General features: G+C 74.3%; 22 protein-coding genes. 11 read left to right on the forward strand and 11 right to left on the reverse strand.

Annotated elements, in window-relative coordinates; translation table 11 throughout:
• Positions 1–23 precede the first annotated feature (23 nt).
• The 3 genes from IE316_RS23780 (at position 24) to IE316_RS23790 (ending at position 3,163) form a co-directional block, all read left to right on the forward strand.
• On the forward strand, positions 24–503 hold the full coding sequence (locus IE316_RS23780) for a PH domain-containing protein (RefSeq protein ID WP_190206474.1): 480 nt from the start codon (positions 24–26) through the stop codon (positions 501–503).
• 258 nt (positions 504–761) lie between these two features.
• Positions 762–2,093 carry a hemolysin family protein gene (locus tag IE316_RS23785; RefSeq protein WP_190206475.1) on the forward strand — a complete coding sequence of 444 codons (1,332 nt, stop codon included), beginning with the start codon at positions 762–764 and terminating at the stop codon, positions 2,091–2,093.
• Positions 2,090–3,163, forward strand: coding sequence for a hemolysin family protein (locus tag IE316_RS23790; RefSeq protein WP_190206476.1), 1,074 nt, complete (start codon positions 2,090–2,092; stop codon positions 3,161–3,163). The genes IE316_RS23785 and IE316_RS23790 overlap by 4 nt, the downstream gene beginning before the upstream one ends.
• A 15-nt stretch (positions 3,164–3,178) precedes the next feature.
• On the opposite strand, the gene IE316_RS23795 is transcribed toward IE316_RS23790, so the two are convergent.
• The 3 genes from IE316_RS23795 to IE316_RS23805 all read right to left on the reverse strand — a co-directional run bounded on the left by IE316_RS23795 (position 3,179) and on the right by IE316_RS23805 (position 5,869).
• Positions 3,179–4,153 (reverse strand): AraC family transcriptional regulator, encoded by a 975-nt coding sequence (locus IE316_RS23795; protein ID WP_190206535.1) that lies wholly within the window; start codon positions 4,151–4,153, stop codon positions 3,179–3,181.
• Positions 4,154–4,223: 70 nt separating this feature from the next.
• On the reverse strand, positions 4,224–5,132 hold the full coding sequence (locus IE316_RS23800) for a zinc-binding dehydrogenase (protein WP_190206477.1): 909 nt from the start codon (positions 5,130–5,132) through the stop codon (positions 4,224–4,226).
• A 119-nt stretch (positions 5,133–5,251) separates the two neighbouring features.
• On the reverse strand, positions 5,252–5,869 hold the full coding sequence (locus IE316_RS23805) for a TetR/AcrR family transcriptional regulator (RefSeq protein ID WP_229910530.1): 618 nt from the start codon (positions 5,867–5,869) through the stop codon (positions 5,252–5,254).
• An 80-nt stretch (positions 5,870–5,949) separates the two neighbouring features.
• On the opposite strand from IE316_RS23805, the gene IE316_RS23810 reads away from it, so the two are divergent.
• Positions 5,950–6,906: an NADP-dependent oxidoreductase gene (locus tag IE316_RS23810; protein ID WP_190206478.1), complete on the forward strand. Its 957-nt coding sequence runs from the start codon at positions 5,950–5,952 to the stop codon at positions 6,904–6,906.
• Between the two features lie 59 nt (positions 6,907–6,965).
• Here IE316_RS23810 and IE316_RS23815 read toward each other — a convergent pair whose 3' ends face one another.
• Complete coding sequence (locus IE316_RS23815; RefSeq protein ID WP_190206479.1) at positions 6,966–8,831, reverse strand: AAA family ATPase; 1,866 nt, start codon at positions 8,829–8,831, stop codon at positions 6,966–6,968.
• A 458-nt stretch (positions 8,832–9,289) separates the two neighbouring features.
• On the reverse strand, positions 9,290–9,889 hold the full coding sequence (locus IE316_RS23820) for a uridine kinase family protein (protein WP_190206480.1): 600 nt from the start codon (positions 9,887–9,889) through the stop codon (positions 9,290–9,292).
• A 210-nt stretch (positions 9,890–10,099) separates the two neighbouring features.
• Between IE316_RS23820 and IE316_RS23825 the strand changes: the two genes are divergently transcribed.
• The 3 genes from IE316_RS23825 (at position 10,100) to IE316_RS23835 (ending at position 13,285) form a co-directional block, all read left to right on the forward strand.
• Positions 10,100–11,491 (forward strand): C39 family peptidase, encoded by a 1,392-nt coding sequence (locus IE316_RS23825; protein WP_190206481.1) that lies wholly within the window; start codon positions 10,100–10,102, stop codon positions 11,489–11,491.
• A gap of 164 nt (positions 11,492–11,655) precedes the next feature.
• Entirely contained in the window at positions 11,656–11,796 is a 141-nt protein-coding gene (locus IE316_RS23830) for an SCO1431 family membrane protein (protein ID WP_190206482.1), read from the forward strand.
• Positions 11,797–12,112: 316 nt separating this feature from the next.
• Complete coding sequence (locus IE316_RS23835; RefSeq protein WP_190206483.1) at positions 12,113–13,285, forward strand: acyl-CoA dehydrogenase family protein; 1,173 nt, start codon at positions 12,113–12,115, stop codon at positions 13,283–13,285.
• On the opposite strand, the gene IE316_RS36290 is transcribed toward IE316_RS23835, so the two are convergent.
• Both IE316_RS36290 and IE316_RS23840 read right to left on the reverse strand, forming a co-directional pair.
• Positions 13,248–13,493 (reverse strand): hypothetical protein, encoded by a 246-nt coding sequence (locus tag IE316_RS36290; RefSeq protein ID WP_373311274.1) that lies wholly within the window; start codon positions 13,491–13,493, stop codon positions 13,248–13,250. The genes IE316_RS23835 and IE316_RS36290 overlap by 38 nt on opposite strands.
• Positions 13,494–13,581: 88 nt before the next feature.
• Positions 13,582–14,019 (reverse strand): hypothetical protein, encoded by a 438-nt coding sequence (locus IE316_RS23840; protein WP_190206484.1) that lies wholly within the window; start codon positions 14,017–14,019, stop codon positions 13,582–13,584.
• A 266-nt stretch (positions 14,020–14,285) separates the two neighbouring features.
• Here IE316_RS23840 and IE316_RS23845 point away from each other — a divergent pair, with 266 nt between their 5' ends.
• The 4 genes from IE316_RS23845 to fxsA all read left to right on the forward strand — a co-directional run bounded on the left by IE316_RS23845 (position 14,286) and on the right by fxsA (position 18,356).
• Entirely contained in the window at positions 14,286–14,726 is a 441-nt protein-coding gene (locus IE316_RS23845; RefSeq protein WP_190206485.1) for an Lrp/AsnC family transcriptional regulator, read from the forward strand.
• Positions 14,727–14,773: 47 nt separating this feature from the next.
• Positions 14,774–16,378, forward strand: coding sequence for an amidohydrolase (locus tag IE316_RS23850; protein WP_190206486.1), 1,605 nt, complete (start codon positions 14,774–14,776; stop codon positions 16,376–16,378).
• A 524-nt stretch (positions 16,379–16,902) separates the two neighbouring features.
• Entirely contained in the window at positions 16,903–17,718 is an 816-nt protein-coding gene (locus IE316_RS23855; RefSeq protein WP_190206487.1) for a polyprenol monophosphomannose synthase, read from the forward strand.
• A gap of 68 nt (positions 17,719–17,786) precedes the next feature.
• Positions 17,787–18,356 (forward strand): FxsA family membrane protein, encoded by a 570-nt coding sequence (gene fxsA, locus IE316_RS23860; protein WP_190206488.1) that lies wholly within the window; start codon positions 17,787–17,789, stop codon positions 18,354–18,356.
• Between the two features lie 349 nt (positions 18,357–18,705).
• On the opposite strand, the gene IE316_RS23865 is transcribed toward fxsA, so the two are convergent.
• The 4 genes from IE316_RS23865 to yczE all read right to left on the reverse strand — a co-directional run bounded on the left by IE316_RS23865 (position 18,706) and on the right by yczE (position 22,229).
• The gene (locus IE316_RS23865; protein WP_003977404.1) at positions 18,706–19,080 is read right to left on the reverse strand and encodes an RNA polymerase-binding protein RbpA; all 375 of its coding nucleotides are present in this window, start codon (positions 19,078–19,080) and stop codon (positions 18,706–18,708) included.
• Between the two features lie 278 nt (positions 19,081–19,358).
• Positions 19,359–20,705 carry an MFS transporter gene (locus tag IE316_RS23870; RefSeq protein ID WP_190206489.1) on the reverse strand — a complete coding sequence of 449 codons (1,347 nt, stop codon included), beginning with the start codon at positions 20,703–20,705 and terminating at the stop codon, positions 19,359–19,361.
• Between the two features lie 58 nt (positions 20,706–20,763).
• Entirely contained in the window at positions 20,764–21,531 is a 768-nt protein-coding gene (locus IE316_RS23875) for a glycerophosphodiester phosphodiesterase family protein (protein ID WP_190206490.1), read from the reverse strand.
• A complete protein-coding gene (gene yczE, locus IE316_RS23880) occupies positions 21,528–22,229 on the reverse strand; it encodes a membrane protein YczE (RefSeq protein WP_190206491.1) in 702 nt (233 codons plus the stop codon). Before yczE ends, IE316_RS23875 begins: the two co-directional genes overlap by 4 nt.
• Between the last annotated feature and the right edge of the window lie 60 nt (positions 22,230–22,289).

Genomic DNA, 22,289 nt, shown 5'->3' on the forward strand with positions numbered 1-22,289 from the left:
ATCCGCACCTCCCGGAGCACACCATGCCGGACGCCACCCCGCAAGCCCGACCGGAGCCGCCCGCCCTGCCCGTCACCTTCCGGCCGGGCCGCACCCGCGCCGTCCTGGTGGGCGCCGCCGTCGCCGTCTTCGCGGTCATCACGGCGGTCGCGTTCCTGATGGAGCGGCTCGGCCCCGGAGAGCGCGCGAGCTTCGTGCTGACGGCGCTCCTCCTGGCCGGCGTGCTGCTCCTGCTGGCCCGCCCCAAGGTGGTCGCCGAGGAGTCCGGGGTCACCGTGGTGAACCTCACCCGGCGGCGCCGCCTGGAGTGGGCGGAGATCCTCCGGGTCAACCTCCGCCCCGGCGACCCCTGGGTCTTCCTCGACCTCAGCGACGGCACCAGCCTGCCCGCGCTCGGCATCCAGCCCGGCATCGCCCGGCAGCGGGCCCTGGCCGACGCGCGGGCGCTGCGGGCGCTCGCCGAGGCCCGCTCCGCCCCCGGCGTCGGGCCGCTCCGCCCCTGACGCCGCGCTCCCGGCGTACGCCCCGGGGCACCTCGGGGGCTCTTCGGGGCCCGTTCGGGGTCGTCCACCCTGCCGCTCCCGGCCCGCGGGTGATTAACCTGGTGGGCGGAGGCGCGCCGAGTGCGCCTCCGCTCCTGTCGCTCCGCCCGGTGCACAGGGGTTCCAGCTACCCGAGGAGTGACTCCCTCCGGCGATGGACGGATCGTCCTGCAGTACCTGCGCCGCCCCCGGTCGTGACACGACACAGGCGGCGGCATCATGACCACCCCCCTGCTGCTCCTGGCAGCCGCGTTCCTGCTGATCCTCGCCAACGGTTTCTTCGTGGCGGCCGAGTTCGGCCTGGTGACCGTCGAGCGCCCGGACGCCGAGGAGGCCGCCGCCCGCGGCGACCGGCGCGCCCGGCGGGTCGTCGCGTCCCTGCGGGAGCTGTCCTTCCAGCTCTCCGGCACCCAGCTCGGCATCACCATCACCTCCCTCGTCGTCGGCATGCTCGCCGAACCGGCGCTCGCCGGGCTGCTGGCCGGCCCGTTCGCCGCCGTCGGCGTCCCCGACGGCGCGGTCTCCGGCGTCGCGGTCGTCGTCGGCATGCTGCTGGCCTCGGCCGTGCAGATGGTGATCGGCGAGCTGGTCCCGAAGAACTGGGCGGTCTCCCGCCCGCTGCAGGTCGCCCGGTTCGTGGCCGGCCCGCAGCACCTGTTCGCCCGTACCTTCCGCCCGGTGATCGCCGCGCTGAACACCGTGGCCAACCGGCTCGTCCGCGCCCTCGGCGTGGAACCGGCCGAGGAACTGGCCTCCGCCCGCACCCCGGGCGAGCTGGTCTCCCTCGCCCGGCACTCCGCCCAGGCCGGCGCCCTGGAGCAGGACACCGCCGACCTCTTCGTGCGCACCCTCTCCCTGGGCGAACTGACCGCGCAGCACGTGATGACCCCCCGGGTGAAGGTCAGCGCCCTGCAGTCGTCGGCCACCGCCGAGGACGTGGTCAACCTGACCCGCGCCACCGGCCTGTCCCGCTTCCCCGTCTACCGGGAGAAGATCGACGAGGTGACCGGCATGGTCCACCTCAAGGACGCCCTCGCCGTCCCGGTCCACGACCGGCTGCGCACCCCCGTCGGCCGCATCGCCCGCCCGGCCCTGCTGGTCCCCGAGACCCTGCCGGTGCGGCCCCTGCTGACCCGGCTCCGCAGCGAGCAGCCGATAGCCGTCGTCGTCGACGAGTACGGCGGCACCGCCGGCGTCGTCACCCTGGAGGACATCGTCGAGGAGATCGTCGGCGAGGTCCGCGACGAGCACGACGGTCAGGACCTCCCCGAGCTGGCCGCCGTCCCGCCCGAGGACGGCCGCCCGGCCTGGGACGCCGACGGCAGTTGCCGCGTCGACGTCCTGCGCCGCATCGGCCTGGAGGTCCCCGAGGGCCCCTACGAGACCGTCGCCGGGCTCGTCGCCGACCTGCTCGGCCGCATCCCCGCCGTCGGCGACCGCGCCGAGCTGCCCGGCTGGAAGCTGACGGTGCGCCGGGTCGGCCACTACCGCGCCGAGCGGGTCCGGGTGGTCCGCACGGCGCCCGTGCCCGTACCGGAGGCCGTCCGATGAGCGTGCTGCAACTGCTGCTGGCCGCCCTGCTGGTGCTCGCCAACGGCTTCTTCGTCGGCGCCGAGTTCGCGCTGGTGTCGGTCCGCCGCAGCCAGATCGAACCGCTGCGCACCGCCCGCGCCCGCCAGGTCCTGCACGGCCTGGAGCATCTGCCGCAGATGATGGCCGCCGCCCAGTTCGGCATCACCGTCTGCTCGCTGACCCTCGGCGCGGTCGCCGAACCGACCGTCGCCCACCTGCTGGAGCCGGTCTTCGCCTGGGTCCACCTGCCGCACGGCATGATCCACCCGCTCGGCTACGTCATCGCGCTGGCCGTGGTGGTCTTCTGCCACCTGGTGATCGGCGAGATGGTCCCGAAGAACCTCGCCATGGCCGCCCCCGAGAAGGCCGCCCTCTGGCTGGGCCCCGGCCTGGTCGCCTTCGCCCGTCTGTGCAAGCCGGTCACGGCCGCCCTCGGCGCCTGCGCCCAGGGCATCCTCAAGCTGTTCCGGGTCGAGCCCAAGGACGAGGTGGAGGCCGTCTTCACCCGCGCCCAGCTCAACCGGCTGGTCGAGGACGCCGGCCAGGCCGGGCTCCTCGACCCCGAGGAGCAGGAGCGCCTGGAGGACGCGCTGGAGCTGGGCTCCCGCCCGGTGACCGACGTCCTCGTCGAGCGCGAGGCATGGGTGACGGTCCCCCCGTCGGTCACCCCCGGCCAGATCGTCGAGCTGACCGCCCGTACCGGCTACTCCCGGTTCCCGATCGCCGCCGACAACGGTCCCTTCATGGGTTACCTCCACGTCAAGGACGTCCTCGACCTGGAGGAGTCGGAGCGGGCGGTGCCCCAGCAGATATGGCGGCCCATGACCACCCTGCGCCCCGAACTCCCGCTGGACGACGCCCTCACCGTGATGCGCCGCGCCGCCACCCACCTCGCCCAGGTCACCGACGCGGGCGGCCGGGTCCTAGGCCTGGTCGCCCTGGAGGACGTCCTGGAGCTGCTGGTCGGCGAGGTCCGCGACCCGGCCCACCGCGAGCCGGCGGTCGGCGCGCCGCGGACCGGCAGCGAGCCCGAGGAGGTGCTGGCCTAGGCCCCCTCGTGCGGCTCAGCCGGTCGCCGGTCCGGGCGCGCCGCCGACCGCCGGTCCGGGTGTGCCCTCGGCCGACCTGCGAAGCCGGGAACGGTACTCGCCCGGGGCAGTGCCCCGGGCCCGTCGGAAGGCCCGGCTGAACGCGTGCGGAGAGCCGTATCCGACCGCGCCGGAGATCGACTCGACCGGCTCATCGGTGTCGCGGAGCCGGACGGACGCCAGGTCGATGCGCCACCGCGTCAGGTACGCGCCCGGCGTCTGTCCGAGGGCGGACCGGAAGCGCCGGGACAGCGTCGCCCGGGAGACGCTCGTCGCGGCGGCCAGGGTCTCCGTGGTCCAGGGGTGTTCCGGTCGGGCGTGGACGCGGGCCAGAGCGTCGCGCACGACCGGATCACGCATCGCTCCCAGCCATGAGCCGGACCGCTCCTGCGGGTGGCGGGCCAGCCAGGCGCGTACGAACTGGACGAGCAGCAGGTCGACGACGCTGTTGATGGCGGCGGTGGTGCCGATCTGCGGCTCGGCGAGCTCGGCGGCGAGCAGTTCGACCGTCCTGCCGAGCTGCGCGTTCTCCCGGGCCGTGACGTGCAGCGGCCGGGTGAGGGAGGTGAGCACCGGGGTGCGCACCTCCGGGTCCTGCTCATAGTGCAGGACGATCACTTCCGTCCGCCCCGGCGCCGAGCCCAGACGCAGGGCCCGGCCCTCGCCCATGGCCCGGGCCGCCGCCTCCCGGTCGCAGGAGCCCATCGTCACGTCGGCACCGCCGGCGATCCCGTGTGCGGTGCCCGGCGACACCAGGACGGCGTCTCCGGCCCGCACCTGAAGGGGTTTCTCGCCCGTGACATGGAGCCACATGGCGCCGCGGGACACCACGTGCAGTGCCGCCCCTGGAAAGGAGTCCAGCCACAGGCCCCAGCTTCCGCCGGCCTCCAGCCGCACCCCGAGCGCCCCCCGCGCACCCGAGACCTTCAAGACCTCCGCGAGCACATCCATGGGGCCATCCTCGTCCACCGCCGCGAACCGCCGCCGGCGGTCGGCGACCCAGGTGTCCTCGTGCACGGCTTCAGCCCACGTCGAGCACGATCTTCCCGTGCACCGTCCGCGCGAACAGGGCCCGGACGGCGTCGCCCACGTCCCGCCAGTCGCCGCGCAGCCCGACCGGTGCCGAGAGCCGCCCGGCGGCCATGAGGCCCAGCAGGTCCGTCAACTCCCCGCCGGTCGGCGTCATGTCGCCGTAGGTGGCGATGGTCCGGGGCTCACCGAAGCCGAACAAGTCCCCTGGCGGGAACGTGGTCTCCTCCCCCGAGGAGTGACCGACCAGGTGCACGGTGCCGCCCTCGGCGAGACGGCTCCACGCCTGCGCCACCACCGGGCCGCCGACCGTGTCCAGCACGAGATCGAACCGTTCCTCGGTCCCGGCCAAGCCGGTCAGGACCCGGTCGGCGCCCAGTTCACGCAGCCCGGCGGCCCGCTCCGGCGAACCGACGAGTGCCGTCACCCGGGCGCCCGCCAGCGCCGCCAACTGGACGGCGAAGTGCCCCACGCCCCCGCTGGCGCCGGTGATCAGCACATCGCGCGCCAGCAGGGAACGCGTGCGCAGCACCCGGAGCGCGGTGGCCCCGGCGATCCCCAGCGCGGCGGCGTCGGCCAGCTCCACGCCCTCGGGGACGGTGCCGAGCGAGGCGGTGCCGACCGCCACCCGCTCCGCCCACGCGTGGGGAGCCATGCCCACCGCGACGCGGGTGCCTTCGGGCGGCCCCGAGCCGTCGGACGCGGCGCGCACCACGACGCCGGACGCGTCGTGACCGTGCACGGCGCCGGCCGGCCACTGCTCCACGTAATTCAGCTCACCGAAGTTGAGACTGATGTGCCGTACCTCCACCAGCGCCTCACCGGTGGACGGCACGGGCTCCTCTACATCGGCGAACCGGACGGGTCCGGCCTCACTGTGATCGACCACTAGGGCGCGCATAGGGGCGGGTTTCCTTCTCTCGCGGGTGTGCCTGTCGTCCTCCGGGAACCCTCGCGCAGGACCGGGACGGCGACCAGACCCGTGAGAATCAATCAGTTGACGATCTGTATCAACGCGGCTCACGACGCGTCGGGCTTCCGTCGCACCCCCTGGGGCCGGAGGCCGTCGAGGAGGAGGTCCAGGAGCCGGTCGGCTGTGACCGCGTGGCCGGGCTGGTGCGCGACGGTGAAGATCCCGATCAGAGCGGCCGCGACCTCTTCGGCGGTGACGTCGGACCGGAGGTCTCCGGCCGCGCGGCCCGCGTCGAGGATCGTCGAAATGGCGTTCAGCAGCTCGTCCCTGGTCCGGGCGTGGCCGACCGCGCCGGACTCGATCAGGGCCAGCAGGGTGTCGAGCATGCCGTTCTTCGTCGCGATCCAGTTGCCGAAGAGGTCCATCCAGCGCCGCATCGCGACGGCGGGGGCCTCGTGGGCGAGCAGGTCCCGGGCGCCCTGCGTGAGGCGGACGACCTGGTCCCGGTAGACGGCCTCCACCAGGGACTCCCGCGTCGGGAAGTGACGGTAGAGCGTTGCGATGCCGACGCCGGCTTCGCGGGCGATGGCACGCAGGGACGTCTCGGCGCCGGGCGAGGCGAGCACGCGGGTGGCGACCTCCAGGAGCTGATCGCGGTTGCGGGTGGCGTCGGCCCGCGTCGCCCGCGGCTTCGGCTTCGGCTTCGGGTTCGTCAAACGGATCACGCTCCGGTTATGCTGGATGCCATAAGTGGAGCGTAGTCCGTTTCAGGTGGCTCCACCCACCACGAGGAAGCGGGTAAGACATGCGGCAGCACGGCGACGCGACCCGGGACGGCAGGAGCAGGGCTGTCCTGCTCGACTCGTTCGGCGGCCCGGAGGTCCTGGCACTCAAGGACGTACCCGCGCCCCGGGCGGGCGACGGGCAGATCCGCGTCCGGGTGTCGGCGGCCGGGCTGAACCCGATGGACTGGTTCATGACCTCCGACGCCGGGACCGCGGCACGGTTCGGTCTGAGCCTGCCCTGCGGATTCGGCACCGACTACGCCGGAGTCGTCGACCAGGTCGGCGCCGGTGCGAGCGGCTACGCGGTCGGTGACCGCGTGTTCGGGACGGCGCTGTCCCGGGCGGTCGCCGACCACGTCGTCATCGAAGCGGACGGCGACATCACCGGCGGCGTCGCGCACCACACCCCGGACGGCGTCGACGACCGCACCGCCGCCACCCTCTCGATCGCGGGCAGTACCGCGTCCGCCGCCCTCGACGTCCTCGGCCTCGGTCCCGGCGACACGGTACTGATCGGCGGCGCGGGCGGCGGAGTCGGCGTCTTCGCCGTCCAACTGGCACGGATCGCGGGCGCCCGCGTCATCGGCACCGGTTCGCCGTCGTCGGCGGAGCACCTGCGAAGCCTCGACGCCGAACCGGTCGCGTACGGCGAGGGCCTGGCCGACCGGGTCCGCGGCCTCGGTGGGGGCCCCGTCACCGCGGCCCTGGACCTGTACGGCACGGACACCGTGGACGCCGCCCGTGAGCTGGGGGTCCCGGACGGCCGCATCTGCACCATCGCGGGCCGGGTCGACGGCGTGCCCGCTGCCACCGGCGCCAGTGCCGCGCCCGACGCCCTCGACGACATCGCGCGCCTGGTCGCGTCGGGCCGCCTGCGGGTGCCCATCGCGGCGGCCTACCCCGTCGAGGACATCCGCGCGGCCGTCGAACTCCAGGCCGCCCGGCACGTCCGCGGCAAGGTCGTCATCGACCTCTAGTCCGGGCCGCCCGGATCAGCCGGTCGCCGGCCCGGGAGTGCCGGACCGCCCCGCGGGCCTCACAGTCCGGGCGGGTCCTGGGGCCCCCGCCCGGACAGGACCTCCCCGTACGCCTGCATCAGGTCCGGCAGCCGCAGGGTCGCCAGGTCGTCGCGGGTCAGCGTGCCGGGGTAGGTGGACAGCCGCAGATCCCGGTACGCGCAGCTCTTCTCGTACAGCGTCCGCAGGAACCGCCCGTTGCCCAGCTCGTCGATCCAGCCCTGCTCGACCACGTGCCCGGCGATGGAGCGCAGCTCCTCCAGGGCCTCCGCGTCCCACCCGTCCCCGTTCTCCGCGGCGAGCACCTCGCCGATCGAGGTCAGCTCCTGGGGGCGGTACGAGGGGAAGTCCACGCGGGTGGTGAAGCGGGAGGAGAGCCCCGGGTTGGCGGCCAGCAGCCGGTCCATGCCCTCCGGGTAGCCGGCCAGGATCACCACCAGGTGGTCCCGGTTGTCCTCCGCCCGCTTCAGCAGCACCTGGAGCGCCTCGTCGCCGTACGCGTCGCCCTTGCCGTAGCCGGAGTTGGACAGCGCGTACGCCTCGTCGACGAAGAGGACGCCGCCGAGCGCGGAGTCGATCAGCTCGTTGGCCTTCACCGCGGTCTGCCCCAGGTACTCGCCGACCAGGTCGGCGCGCTGGGCCTCCACCAGGTGGTCGCCGCCGAGCAGCCCGAGGGCGTAGAAGACCCGGCCGAGGATGCGGGCCACCGTGGTCTTGCCGGTGCCGGAGGGGCCGGAGAAGACGAAGTGCCGCTTGGGCGGCTGGACCGGCAGGCCCTGCCCGGCCCGCAGCCGCGCCATGTTGAGCTGCGCCGACAACGCCTTGACCTGGCGCTTGACCGGCTCCAGGCCGACCATCCGCTCCAGCTCGGCGAGCGCCTCGGCCAGCAGGTCCGGGTCGGTGGGCCCGGCCGGCAGGGACGGGTCCGCCGCCGCCGTCCGCTGCCGCACCGGCCGGCCGGCGACCGGGGCCAGGGGCGCGGCCGGCGGCTCGGGGTCGGACAGCTTCAGGTCCCGCTCGGGGGTGCCGAACAGCGGGTCCAGGCCCCCGTCCGGGGCGTCCGGCGCGTCCTGCCCGCCGCCCGCCGGGGCGAACGCGGCCAGGTCGCCGGCGTCCTCGTAGCCGTCGCCCTCGGCGATCGCCGCGAGGCGGGCCGCGGTGTCCATGAACGCCGGGTCGACCCGGTGCACGGCCCGGTACAGCGGCAGGGCGGCGGCGCTGCGGCCGGTGCCCTCGTGCGCCCGGGCCAGCCAGTAGCGCAGCTCCTTGCGCTGCGGCTGCTCGCTGCGGCACCGCATCAGCGCCGCCGACAGCAGCGGCTCGGCCTGCCCGTACATCTCCAGCCGGACCCGGGCCATGCCGCCGAAGAGCCCCGCCTCGATGCCCAGCAGCGGATCGCCGAGCAGCGGGTCGGTGTGCCGGACCAACTGCTCCCAGTCCTTGACGAGATAGGCGCGGCAGGCGTGCAGGAACCGCACCTGGGGGTCGGCGTCCACCGGCGGCAGGGAGGCCAGCGCCCGGTCCAGCTCCGGGACGTGCCGGCCGTCCAGCCAGTGCGAGGCGTGCGCGAGCAGCAGGTCGCGGGGGCTCTCCAGCACCGGCTGCACCCACCAGCCCAGCCAGTACCAGGAGTTCAGGGTGCGGTGGTGCCGGGCGCGCTGCTCGCCGAAGCGGTCCCGGTGCCGGAACATCCGCAGCAGCGCGGTCGTGGTGTCGACGCGCAGCGCGTGCAGCCCGAGCCAGCCGTCGGCCATGCCGGGGTCGATGCGCACCGCCCTGCGGAACTCCTCCTCGGCCTGGGGGTAGGCGCCCATCGTGTAGGCGTCCACGCCGCGCAGCCAGGCGAGGTCGGCCGGGGCCGGCGGGCTCTGCGTGCCGAAGTCCATCACGTCCCCCACAAGCCGCGCCCCCGTCGGTACGCCGGCGGGCCGTCGCCCGCCGGCCTGTCGGTCCGACCGCTGAACCGCTGTGCCACGGCCCGGAGTTGCAGGTGCGCGAACCAGTCGTCGGAAGGTCGCACCGAAGGCATCGTACCCGCGCCGGTCGGCCCTCCGAAGGGTGCCGTGAGGGACGTTTCACGAGGTGGGAGCGGACGGAGCACGGGGGGCGCGGTGACCGTGGGTGAGCGCCCGGCGGCACGCGGCGCCCGGAAACGGGCCGCGGGCAGAACGAAGCCCCCGGTCACGGGGGAACAACCGGGGGCTTCGCGTCTGCGGGCGGCTCCGGAGGAACCGCACATTGAGAACGTAAGACCTGTACCGCCGTCGGGTCAAGCGGAGTTGGGGCACTGCGGGGCGCACTCGAACAGCGATCTTCACGGGTTCACCACAACGCGGACGGTCCGTCACTCTCCGTGAAGAACAGGCCCGTCCTGGCCCGTCCCGGGGGGCCCGTCCAGCACCTCGTACCCCTCCGGTCGCCGGCGCACCAGCAGGTGTGCATGGGGGCGCGTGGGGTCATCGGCGAAGTGCTCGCGCTCGGCCGGGATCCACCCGTCCCAGAACTCCCGCTGTTCCTCACCGTCGCGCGCCCGCCCCCGGGCCCACGCCCGTTCCGCGGGCATCTCCATCCACAGCAGCGCGGCCAGCAGCGGCCGCAGCTCCCGGCGACCGGCGCCGACCCCCTCCAGCAGCACCAGGGGAGCGCACGGCAGCGGGCGGGGCGGGCCGAAGCGGCGGGCCCGCCAGTCGTACGGGCGGTAGCGGGCGTCCCCGCCCCGGGCGAACGGCTCGATCACCTGTGCCAGCAGCCGGTCCGTCCAGTCGAACAGCTCCGCATGGCTGGCGATGTCGTCCAGGTGCAGCACCGGAGCGCCGCCGAGCGCCTCCGCCAGCCTCCCGGCGAACGTCGACTTGCCCGAGCCCGCGTGCCCGTCGACCCCGATCAGACGGACCGGGCCGCAGGACGGGGGCAGGGCGCGGAGCCGGGCGGCGAGAGCGTGCATGACGGTTCCTGGGCGGGCGCGGTACGGAGGTGCGGTCGCCCAGCACTCTAACGGCGGCCGGGCCCGGCCCCGCACCCGCTGCCCCGCGGCGTCGTTTTCCCGGCGCGGCACGGCGAAATGGCTGGCAGCGGCGGGCGGCTGCGGCCATAGTTGGCCCACAACCGTGCAACCGGACCTGCCCCGACTCGGACACCTGGGGGTCTTCCGCCCATGAGCAGAGCCGAACAGCCGTCCCGCAGAACAGTCCTGGCCGCTGCGGTGGCCGCCGCGGTGGCCGGCGGCACCGTCCCGGCCGCCGCCGGCAGTGCCACCGCCGCCGGCCCCGCGGCCGAGGGCGGCACCGGCGCCGCGGACGCCGACCGCGACCCCGGCCGCCAGGTCGACTACCGGTCCTGGACCACGTACCGCGACTGGCGCGGCGGTGCCGCCGACGGCACCCGGGCGGTCGCGGGCGCCCGTCCCGGCGTCGTGATCGGCGCCCCCGCCGGGACCACCCAGTACACCGATCCGCACACCGGCACCACCGCCGCCTGGGAGTACGCGCGCTGGACCTCGCCCGTCCACCGGCTCGCCGTGCCCGCGACGGAGGTGATCGCCTCCTGGAACGCCCGCACACCCGGCGGCACCTGGATCCAGGTCGAGCTGAAGGGCACCTACTCCGACGGCACCGCCACACCCTGGTACGTGATGGGCCGCTGGGCCGCCGGCGACCAGGACATCCGCCGCACCTCGGTCGACGACCAGGGCGACGGCAGGAGCAGCGTCTGGACGGACACCTTCGCGATCGACGACGCCTCCACCGGGCTGCGCCTGACCTCCTACCGGCTGCGGCTGACCCTCTACCGCCGGCCCGGCGCGGACGTCACCCCGACCGTGTGGCGGCTCGGCGCGATGGGCTCCGACATCCCCGACCGCTTCACGGTCCCGGCCTCCACCCCCGGCCTCGCCCAGGAGCTGACCGTCCCGCGCTACTCGCAGGAGATCCACAAGGGCCAGTACCCGGAGTACGACAACGGCGGCGAGGCGTGGTGCAGCCCCACCTCCTCGCAGATGATCATCGAGTACTGGGGCGGCCGGCTCACCGAGGAGCAGCTCGCCTGGGTCGACCCGTCCTACGCCGACCCGCAGGTCTGCCACGCGGCCCGCTCCACCTACGACTACCAGTACGGCGGCTGCGGCAACTGGCCGTTCAACGCCGCCTACGCGGCCACCTTCGACGGCCTCCAGGGCGTGGTCACCCGGCTCCGCTCGCTCACCGACCTGGAGACGCTGATCGCGGCCGGCATCCCGGCCATAACGTCCCAGTCCTTCCTCGCCTCCGAGCTGACCGGGGCCGGGTACGGCACCTCGGGCCATCTGATGACGGTGATCGGCTTCACCGCCACCGGGGACGTGATCGCCAACGACCCGGCCTCGGACAGCAACGAGCAGGTCCGCCGCGTCTACCAGCGGCGCGAGTTCGAGAACATCTGGCTGCGGACCAAGCGGTACAACGCCTCCGGCAAGGTCGCCTCCGGCACCGGCGGCGTCTGCTACCTGTACTTCCCGGCTCACCCCACCCCGCGCCAGCGCAAGGCGCTCGCGGCGGTCGGCGTGCGCTGAATCCGGCTTCCGCGACCGGCCCGGACGGCCCCCGGCACCCGCCGGGGGCCGTCCCCTGTGACGGACATCTCGGCCGCGGCGGGGCATTTCGGTGGCAAGGTGGACGCACCGGCGGGGGACCGGCCGGGGGGTTCCGTCCAGTACGCCGAGACCTGCGAGAAGCCATGACCGCACAGACCGCCACCGCCGCCCGCGCCCGCACCGGCGGCCCCCGGGACGACGGCCCGGAGATCCTGGAACACGTCCTGGGCTGGATCCTGGTCGCCGTGATCGCGATGCTGGTGGTGCGGCTCGGTCTGATGTGACCGGCGCGCGGGCCGTGGCGAGGGTGGCACGGCAGGTCGCCGAGAGGGCCGGCGCGAGGGCCGGCGCCCCGTGCCTGCCGCGCGGGCGCCCGCGGTCGCGGGCCCGGGGAGCCGCCCCGCACAATTCCCGAAGTAAGCGGTCGTTAACTGGTGACTCGGCCCCTCCGATCGGGCATACTCAGCGCACAGCCGCTGGTCAGCCGCTTTCCGCAACCCGGAGGGCGCGAGCGCCGGCCGGGCTGGAACGACCAGGCGGAGCCGCCTCCACCCAGGGCGCACGTCCGCCGATGTGCCCGACAGGGAGGAGAGCGTCGCCATGCACGACCGCGCCCCGCAGTTGGTGGACCGCCAACTGCCCACCGACGAGGCACGGGACCTGATCGCACTGGTCCGCGACATCGCGCGCCAGGAGATCGTCCCCCGGGCGGCCGAAGAGGAGGACACCGGCCGCTTCCCCCGCGAGGTCTTCACCCTGCTCTCCGCCTCCGGCCTGCTCGGCCTCCCGTACGACGCCGAGTACGGCGGCGGCGACCAGCCCTACGAGGTCTACCTCCAGGTCCTGGAGGAACTGGCCGCGGCCCGGCTCACCGTCGGCCTCGGCCTCAGCGTGCACACCCTCGCCTCCTACGCGCTCGCCGCCCACGGCACCAAGCAGCAGCAGGTCGAGCACCTGCCCGCGATCCTCGGCGGCGGACTGCTCGGCGCCTACGCCCTGTCCGAGCCGTCCTCCGGCTCCGACGCCGCCTCGCTGCGCACCCGGGCGGTCCGCGACGGCGGCGACTGGGTGATCAACGGCACCAAGGCGTGGATCACCCACGGCGGCGTCGCCGACTTCTACACCGTGATGGCCCGCACCGGCGAGGAGGGGCCGCGCGGCATCACCGCCTTCCTGGTCCCCGCCGACGCCGAGGGGCTGAGCGCCGCCGCGCCGGAGAAGAAGATGGGACTGAAGGGCTCGCCCACCGCCCAGCTCCACCTCGACGGCGTCCGCGTCCCCGACAGCCGGCGCATCGGCGAGGAGGGGCAGGGTTTCGCCATCGCCCTGTCCGCGCTGGACTCGGGCCGGCTGGGCATCGCCGCCTGCGCCATCGGCGTCGCACAGGCCGCCCTGGACGAGGCGGTGGGCTACGCGCGCCAGCGGCGGCAGTTCGGCCGGGCCATCGCCGACTTCCAGGGACTGCGCTTCATGCTCGCCGACATGGCCACCCAGATCGAGGCCGGGCGCGCGCTGTACCTGTCGGCGGCCAGGCTGCGCGACGCCGGGCGGCCGTTCGCCCGGCAGGCCGCCATGGCCAAGCTGCACTGCACCGACACCGCGATGCGGGTCACCACCGACGCCGTGCAGATCCTCGGCGGCTACGGCTACACCGCCGACTTCCCGGCCGAGCGCTACATGCGCGAGGCCAAGGTGCTGCAGATCGTCGAGGGCACCAATCAGATCCAGCGCATGGTCATCGCCCGTCACCTGGTGGGACCCGAGGGACGCTGACCGCGCCCGGTCCGCGCGGGGGCGCCGCGAGCCTCACCCACTCCGGGTCGTGGCGCCCCGGCAGGGTGCGGCCGCGGTCGGCCCAGATCCGCATCAACTCGCGGTAGATCGGCGGGTCCGGAGGGGGCGGTGCCGGCGGGACCGGCCCCGCGACCACCGGGACGAACAGGCGTCGCCGCTGCCCGGTCACCGTGAACGTGGGGGTCATACCCGGGCAACGCGCCACGCCGCGGGCAGGTCACCGCCGTACGCAATCGCGCGTCAGTTCAGCGGGTGCCGCCCGGACGGCCGTGCCGTCAGGCGGCCTGCCGGCGCATCGTCGGCACCCGCATCGGGCGCGAGCCCGGCCCGCCGACGTGGGAGAACGGCTGGGTCCGCCAGTCCAGGCCCTGCGGCAGCGTCAGCAGCAGCGCGGTGTCCTGCTCCTGGACCGCGAAGGACTCGTCCGCCGGACGGGCGTCCGAGGCGCGGCGGCCGGTGCCGGCGCAGACCGTGAGCCCGAACGGGTTCCACGGGGAGGCGCACAGCGCGTGCTCCGGCAGGACCTCCTCGTCCGCCAGCAGCGCGATGGGCTGCGCGCAGTCCGGGCAGATCACCCGGTACATCTCGAAGGTGTCGTAGGCGTCGAGCTCGTCCTCGTCGTAGGCGTCGGGTTCGACACCCTCCGGCGTGGACTCGACGACCGGCTGCTGCCGCTTGGGCGCGGTACGACCAGGGCGCTTAAGACTCTGCATGGGATTCTCCCCCTCGGGCTGGGCCGTGAAGGCACTGCGGCCTCGACCACAGCAAGCACTTCCCGTCCCCCCTCGGGGGTAATCACGGGAACATCACGGAGACCGTCCGGACGATGTGGCGTTCGTCACATGCCGGTCCGGACTGTCCGGAGCGGCCCGTTTGTCCCCGCCGGCCGGCCGGCCGGACCCCGGCACATCACGAACCGGGGGTGACCTGGGCCGCTGAGGTATCGGAGGAGATCAAACGCCCTGTAGGTTCTTGCGCCATGGAGGAGCTGGACCGACAGATCGTGCGCCTGCTCGTCAAGGACGGGCGGATGAGCTACACCGACCTGGGCAAGGCCACCGGCCTGTCCACGTCGGCCGTGCACCAGCGCGTGCGCCGGCTCGAACAGCGCGGGGTCATCCGCGGCTACGCGGCCGTGGTCGACCCCGAGGCCGTCGGGCTGCCGATGACCGCGTTCATCTCCGTCAAACCGTTCGATCCCAGCGCCCCCGACGACATCGCGGACCGGCTGGCCGGCGTCCCCGAGATCGAGGCGTGCCACAGCGTGGCCGGCGACGAGAACTACATCCTCAAGGTGCGCGTGGCCACCCCCCACGAACTGGAGGAACTCCTCGCCCGGGTCCGCTCGCTGGCCGGGGTGTCCACCCGGACGACGGTGGTGCTCTCCACGCCGTACGAGGCCCGGCCGCCGCGCGTCTGACGGGCCTGCCCGCGGGGCGCGCGGGACGAGGGGCGAAACTGGTGCCCATGAGTGAGTCCAGCGCCCCGACCGAGACCGTCCTGCTGCGCCGCGGCGAGGTCCACAGTCCCGCCGATCCCTTCGCCACGGCCATGGTGGTCGAACGCGGCCAGGTCGCCTGGGTGGGCTCGGAGGGCGCCGCGGACGCCTTCGCGGACGGCGTGGACCGGGTGATCGACCTGGACGGCGCCCTGGTGACCCCCGCGTTCACCGACGCCCATGTGCACACCACCGCGACCGGCCTCGCCCTCACCGGCCTCGACCTGTCCGACGCGCCCACCCTGGCGGCGGCCCTCGCCCGGGTACGGGAGTTCGCCGCCGCCCGCCCCGCGGACCGGGTGCTGCTCGGCCACGGCTGGGACGCCTCCGCCTGGCCCGAGGGCCGCCCGCCGACCCGCGCCGAACTCGACGCGGCCACCGGCGGCCGCCCGCTCTACCTCAGCCGGATCGACGTCCACTCCGCGGTCGTCACCACCGCCCTGCTCGACCTCGCCCCCGGCGCCCCGGCGGACGCCGACGGCCCGCTCACCGGCGACGCCCACCACGCCGTACGCGCCACCGCCCTCGGTGCCGTCACCCCGGCCCAGCGCGCCGACGCCCAGCGGGCCGCGCTCGCGCACGCCGCCTCCCTCGGCATCGGCACCGTCCACGAGTGCGCCGGGCCGGAGATCTCCTCCGAGGACGACCTGACCGCCCTGTTGCGGCTCGCCGCCGAGGAGCCCGGCCCCCGGGTGGTCGGCTACTGGGCGGAACGGGACGTCGACCGCGCCCGCGCACTCGGCGCGGCCGGCGCCGCGGGCGACCTCTTCGTGGACGGCGCCCTCGGCTCCCACACCGCCTGCCTGAGCCGGCCGTACGCCGACGCCGGCCACACCGGCACCGCCCACCTGGACGCCGGCGACGTCGCCGCGCACGTCGTCGCCTGCACCGAGGCCGGTCTCCAGGCGGGCTTCCACGCCATCGGCGACGCCGCCGTCGGCACCGTCGTCGAGGGCGTCCGCGCGGCCGCCGAGAAGCTGGGCCCGGCCCGCGTCCGCGCCGCCCGGCACCGCGTCGAACACGCCGAGATGCTCACCCCCGAGACCATCGCGGCCTTCGCCGAACTCGGCCTGACCGCCTCCGTCCAGCCCGCCTTCGACGCCCTGTGGGGCGGCGACGACGGCATGTACGCCCGCCGCCTGGGCGCCGACCGGGCCCGCACCCTCAACCCCTACGCCGCCCTGCTGCGGGCCGGCGTTCCGCTGGCGTTCGGCTCCGACAGCCCGGTCACCCCCCTCGACCCGTGGGGCACCGTGCGGGCCGCCGCCTTCCACCGCACCCCCGAGCACCGTGTCTCGGTGCGGGCCGCGTTCACCGCGCACACGCGCGGCGGCTGGCGCGCGGTCGGCCGGGACGACGCGGGCGTCCTGGTGCCGGGCGCGCCCGCGGACTACGCCGTGTGGCGCACCGGCGAGCTGATCGTCCAGGCCCCCGACGACCGGGTCGCCCGCTGGTCCACCGACCCGCGCTCCGGCACCCCCGGTCTGCCGGACCTCACCCCCGGCCGTGACCTGCCCGTCTGTCTGCGCACGGTGGTCGGCGGACGGACGGTCTTCGTACGGCCGGGCGAGTGACGCGCGCCGCCGACGGGGCGACGGTCTCCGCCCGGGACGGGGCCCGCTCGCCCGCGCCCACGCGCCGCTGACCAGGCCACCTGCGGCAGACCCGCAGGTGGCACGGCTGTTGACAGGCGACGGCCGGGGGCGGGTAGGTTCAGCGGGTCCACCACCGGACGCCCTACCGGGGAATCTTCCGCGCGCACGGCGCGGCGCCGCTGGGTCAGGGACGGTGTGCCGCACCGGGGCACCGCCACTGGGAGCCAGGCTCAGCGTCAGCGCCGCGGCGAGGGAACGTTCCGGCCGGTCGGGAGGTGCGACCCGGATGGGGCCCGGAGGCTCAGTAGACAACGGCTCTCGGTCGGCCCGCAGCCAGCGGGTCCCAGGCCGGCCCGAAGGGCACCGGGCCCCCATCCGCAGGGCGCCGGCCCCGTCTCCGCCCGGGCCGCCGGGAAACGACACCACCATCCGTACGTCCTGTCGCGTCGGCGCAGGCCGTGGCCACTATGGTGGTCCCCTGCGTACGACGTGAAGGGGCAGTAGTGAACGACGGTGACGGGACCCGCGCGGCAGCGGGCCAGGAGAGACGGTTCGGTCCTCTCGGCACCGCCCTGGTGATCATCCCGACCTACAACGAGGCCGAGAACATCAAGGCGATCGTCGGCCGGGTCCGCGCGGCGGTCCCCGAGGCGCACGTCCTGGTCGCCGACGACAACAGCCCCGACGGCACCGGCAAGCTCGCCGACGAACTGGCCGCCGTCGACGACCAGGTGCACGTCCTGCACCGCAAGGGCAAGGAAGGGCTGGGCGCCGCCTACCTCGCGGGCTTCCGCTGGGGCCTGGAGCACGACTACGGCGTGCTGGTCGAGATGGACGCCGACGGCTCCCACCAGCCGGAGGAACTGCCCCGGCTGCTGACCGCCCTCAAGGGCGCCGACCTGGTGCTGGGCTCCCGGTGGGTGCCCGGCGGGCGGGTGGTCAACTGGCCGAAGTCCCGCGAGTTCATCTCCCGCGGCGGCAGCCTGTACTCCCGGCTCGCCCTGGACCTCCCGCTGCGCGACATCACCGGCGGCTACCGGGCCTTCCGGCGAGAGACCCTGGAGGGCCTCGGCCTCACCGACGTCGACTCGCAGGGCTACTGCTTCCAGGTCGACCTGGCCCGCCGGGCGGTCAAGGCCGGGTACCACGTGGTCGAGGTGCCGATCACCTTCGTCGAGCGCGAGCTGGGCGACTCCAAGATGAGCCGGGACATCCTGGTGGAGGCCCTCTGGCGGGTCACCGCCTGGGGCGTGGGGGAGCGGGTCACCAAGCTCACCGACCGCGCCAAGGAGACCAGGTCGCGCACGCGTCAGCCCTGACCCGGGCGCCGTCCGGCCCGGCCGGGCCGCTTACGCCGCGCTGAGCCGGGGCCGGGCACACTGGAGGTATGACGACTGGCGCTCAGACCCCCAGCCACCCGACCCGGCCCCGGCGCTCCCGGCTCCGCACCGTCCTGCCGCTCGGCGTGGCCGCCTGGCTGGTGCTGGAGATCTGGCTGCTGACGGTGGTCGCGGGCGCGTCGAGCGGCCTGGTGGTCTTCCTGCTGCTGGTGGCCGGCGTCGTCCTCGGCTCCCTGGTCATCAAGCGAGCGGGCCGCCGCGCCTTCCGCAACCTGGCGGAGACGCTGCAACAGCAGCAGAGCGGCACGGCGCCCGCCGCCCGTCCGAACAGCGAGGGCAACGGCCTGATGATGCTGGGCGGCCTGCTGCTGATCATCCCGGGGCTGATATCGGACGCCCTGGGCCTGCTCCTGCTGCTGCCGCCGGTGCAGAAGGCGGTCGGCCGCACCGCGGAGCGCACGGTCGAGCGCAAGCTCCGCGAGGCCGCCCCCGGCACCCTCGGCGACGCCTTCCGGCAGTCCCGCATCCACCGCCCCGACGGCAAGGTCATCCAGGGCGAGGTCATCCGCGACGACGACCGCCCGAGCGACACCCCGCGCCCGCCCCTGACCCACTGAAGCCACCTGGCCCCACCGACCGGGCCGCCTCCCCGCCCAGCGGGGTCGCACCGTCCCGCTTTGCCGGGTCGGGCTGCCTTGCTCGCCTTGGGCTGTCTCGCTCAGCCGGGTGGGGCCGTCCCGCTCAGCCGCGTCGTGCCGTCCCGCTCAGCCGCGTCGTGTCGTCCCGCCGGGGCGGCCCGGCGTCCGCCGAGCGGCCCGGCGTCCGGGCACGGAGCCGGGGACCGGTCGTCCGGCGTGGAGGCCGGACCGGGCGTCCGGGCATGACAATGACCGTGGGCGCCGCACCAACCACGTACGGCGCCCACGGTCATGAACCTGCGCTGATATCCCTCAAGCCCCGCAGGGACTACGCACTCTTGCGGCTGTCCCGCGGATGAACCGCGATGTTCATCGCGCCGGAGCGCAGAACGGCCAGCCGCTCCTCGAGGACCTCTTCGAGTTCCTCGCGGGTGCGTCGCTCCATCAGCATGTCCCAGTGCGTACGCGCGGGCTTGGCCTTCTTCTCCTCAGGGCCGTCGCCGTCCACCAGGAGTGCCTGGGCCCCGCAGACCTTGCACTCCCACTCCGGCGGGATCTCCGCCTCGACCGAGAAGGGCATCTCGAAGCGGTGCCCCTTCTCGCATGCGTACTCCACGGCCTGGCGCGGGGCCAGGTCGATGCCGCGGTCCGTCTCGTAGCTGGTCACCACGAGGCGCGTGCCGCGAAGAGCTCGCTCACTCATGAATCGTGCCTCCCGGGCTTGTCGCCCACAGGACAGGTGTCGCTGTCGTCGTCATCCGGTCAACGTCCGGTCGGCGGTAAAGATTCCCGTCCCGAGTCCCGTTCCGGGGCCATGCGTCGCCGTCGTAGCCGCAGCCTTGTCAACCGTGCAGTACCCACCGGCGTCCGGTTTGTCACATCTGCTAGGAGATGTCACCCAGCGTCTTGACACCTTTGACGCGCAGTAACGGTACGCCTGGCAGGCCAAACGCGTACACTACCGCCCTTTCGCTCTGAGTGCTAAATCCTTTCGGGCACGGGGTTCCCCGCGTCGCCGATCGCACGCCGCACCGGGACCCGCGCGAGCAGCAGGAAGCCGAGCACGAAGAACGCCACCAGGGAGAGGATCGCGTCCCGGAAACTGCCGGTGAGCTGGTAGGTGAGGCCGAACAGCAGCGGGCCCAGCCAGCTCATGCCGCGGTCGCTGATCTCGTACGCCGAGAAGTACTCGGCCTCCTTGCCCGGCGGGACCAGGTGGGAGAAGAGGGACCGGGACAGGGCCTGGCTGCCGCCGAGGACCAGCCCGATCCCGGCGGCCAGCACGAAGAACCACCCGGGCGCCCCGGCGGGCAGGAAGTACCCGGCGGCCAGGGTGACCGTCCAGGCGACCAGTGAGCCGAGGATCGTGCGCTTGGCGCCGTACCTGCGGGCCAGGCGGCCGAGGAGCAGGGCGCCGGCCACCGCGAGCACCTGGACGAGCAGCACGGCGACGATGAGCGTGGACTGGCCCAGATCCAGTTCCTCGCTGCCGTAGACGGACGCCTGGGAGATCACCGTCTGGATGCCGTCGTTGTAGACCAGGTACGCCAGCAGGAAGGCGAGGGTCAGCGGATGGCGCCGCATGTCGCGCACGGTCGCCGCCAACTGGCGCAGGCCCGGGACGGCCGCCTCCCGCGCGGCGGTGCGCCGGTCGCGCAGCCTGCGCAGCGGGATCAGGGCGAAGGCGCCCCACCACAGGCCGGCCGAGGCCAGGCAGACCCGCACCGCCATGCTCTCCGACAGGCCGAAGGAGTCGTGCCCGGAGTAGAGCACCAGGTTGACGACCAGCACCAGGGCCCCGGCCGCGTAGCCGAAGGCCCAGCCGCGCGAGGAGACCGCGTCGCGTTCCTCGGGCGGGGCGATCTGCGGCAGGTAGGAGTTGTAGAGCATCATCGCCACCGACTGCGCCGCGTTGGCGACCACCAGCAGGACGCCGCCCAGCAGATAGCGGTCGCCGTCCAGGAAGAACATGCCGGCCGTCGCCGCCGCCCCGGTGTACGCGGCGGCGGCCAGCAGCGGCTTCTTGCGGCCCGTGCGGTCGGCCGCGGCGCCCGCCAGGGGCATCACCAGCACCGCCACGATCACCGACAGGGAGACCGCGTAGGCGAAGAACGACCCGGAGCGCACCGGTAGGCCCAGCGGATGGACGTAACCGCTTTCATCCGCCGCCGACTCGGCGACCGACGTCAGATAGGGGCCCAGGAAGACGGTGAGCACGCTCGTCGAGTAGACGGAGCACGCCCAGTCGTAGAAGTACCAGCCGCGTTGCTCGCGCCGCCGTTCGGCGGCCCCGCCGGCCGCGTCCGTGCGCACGGTGTCGGTGCCCACCCGTGCCCTCGCCTCCCCGTGAACGCGCGACGCCGCGTCGGCCGCCGGGCGCGGGGCGTCAGACCCAGACGCCGCGGTCCGCCATGACCTTGCGCAGTGTGTCGATGTGATCGGTCATGATGCCATCCACGCCCAGGTCCAGGAGCCGGTGCATCCGGTCGGGGTCGTTCACCGTCCACACGTGCACCTGGAGCCCGCGCGCGTGGGCGGCGCGCAGGAAGCGGCGGTCGACGACCGGGACGCCGCCCTGGCTCTCCGGCACCTGCGCGGCCACCGCCGAGGAGCGCGGCGCGACGGGCAGGCCCCAGGAGCGCAGCCGCAGCCCGAGCACGCCCCGGACGCCGTAGGAGGTGGCCAGGCGCGGCCCGGCCAGCCGCCGGGCGCGCGCCACCCGGGCCTCGGAGAACGAGCCCAGGCAGACCCGGTCCCAGGCGGCCGTGCGCCCGACCAGGTTCAGGAAGGGCAGCAGGGCCGGCTCCGCCTTCACGTCGACGTTCCAGCGGACCTCGGGGAAGGTCTCCAGCAGCTCCTCGAAGAGCGGCACCGGCTCGGTGCCCGCCACGCGCGCGTGCCGTACCTCCGCCCACGGCAGGTCGGCGATCCGGCCCGCCCCGTCGGTCACCCGGTCCAGCGTCGCGTCGTGGAAGGCGACGAGCCGGCCGTCGCGCGTGGCGTGCACATCGGTCTCGATGTACCGGTAGCCCGACTCGACCGCCCGCCGGAACTGGCGGAGCGTGTTCTCGAGGCCGTCGGCGGCACCGCCCCGGTGGGCGAAGGCGATCGGGCCGGGATGGTCCAGGTAGGGGTGGTGTATCGGCGAGGTCACCGTCGCAGTATCGCCGCACGGGGTTGACCGGCGGCAACCACCGTGCTGCCGCCGGATGCCGACGGGACGGCGAACACGCGCAGGAACACCTGGGCGAGCGGGCCGATCGTCACCGCGTACAGCAGGGTGCCGATCCCGACGGTGCCGCCGAGGGCGAAGCCGGTCGCCACGACCGTGACCTCCAGGGCGGTACGCACCAGGCGCACCGACACCCCCGTACGCCGGTTCAGCCCCGTCATCAATCCGTCGCGCGGGCCCGGCCCGAACCGGGCCGCGATGTAGAGGCCGGTCGCCGCGCCGTTCAGGACGATGCCCCCGGCCAGCGCGGCCACGCGCGGCGCCCATCCGTGGGCGTCCGGCAGCACGGCCAGCGTCGCGTCCATCGCGGCGCCGATCACCAGGACGTTGGAGACCGTGCCCAGGCCCGGACGCTGGCGCAGCGGGATCCAGAGCAGCAGCACCAGGGCGCCGACGACCGTCAGGACCACGCCCATCGACAGGCCGGTCCGCTCCGCCAGGCCCTGGTGCAGCACGTTCCACGGTTCCAGACCGAGACCGGAGCGGACCAGCAGGGCCGAACTGGCGCCGTACAGCGCCAGACCGCCGTAGAGCTGGACGAGCCGCCGGGTGAGATGTCCCTGCCTGGGCTGCCGCGCGAACAAGAGGTGCCCCCCTGTGGTGGTAATGGACCGACGCATGACACTCTGTGGCCTGGAAACCGAAGTCGACCATGGCCAATCCGGGGAAGGTGGACTGAT

This window comes from Streptomyces fumanus, from assembly GCF_014655295.1.
GTDB classification, from domain to species: domain Bacteria; phylum Actinomycetota; class Actinomycetes; order Streptomycetales; family Streptomycetaceae; genus Streptomyces; species Streptomyces fumanus.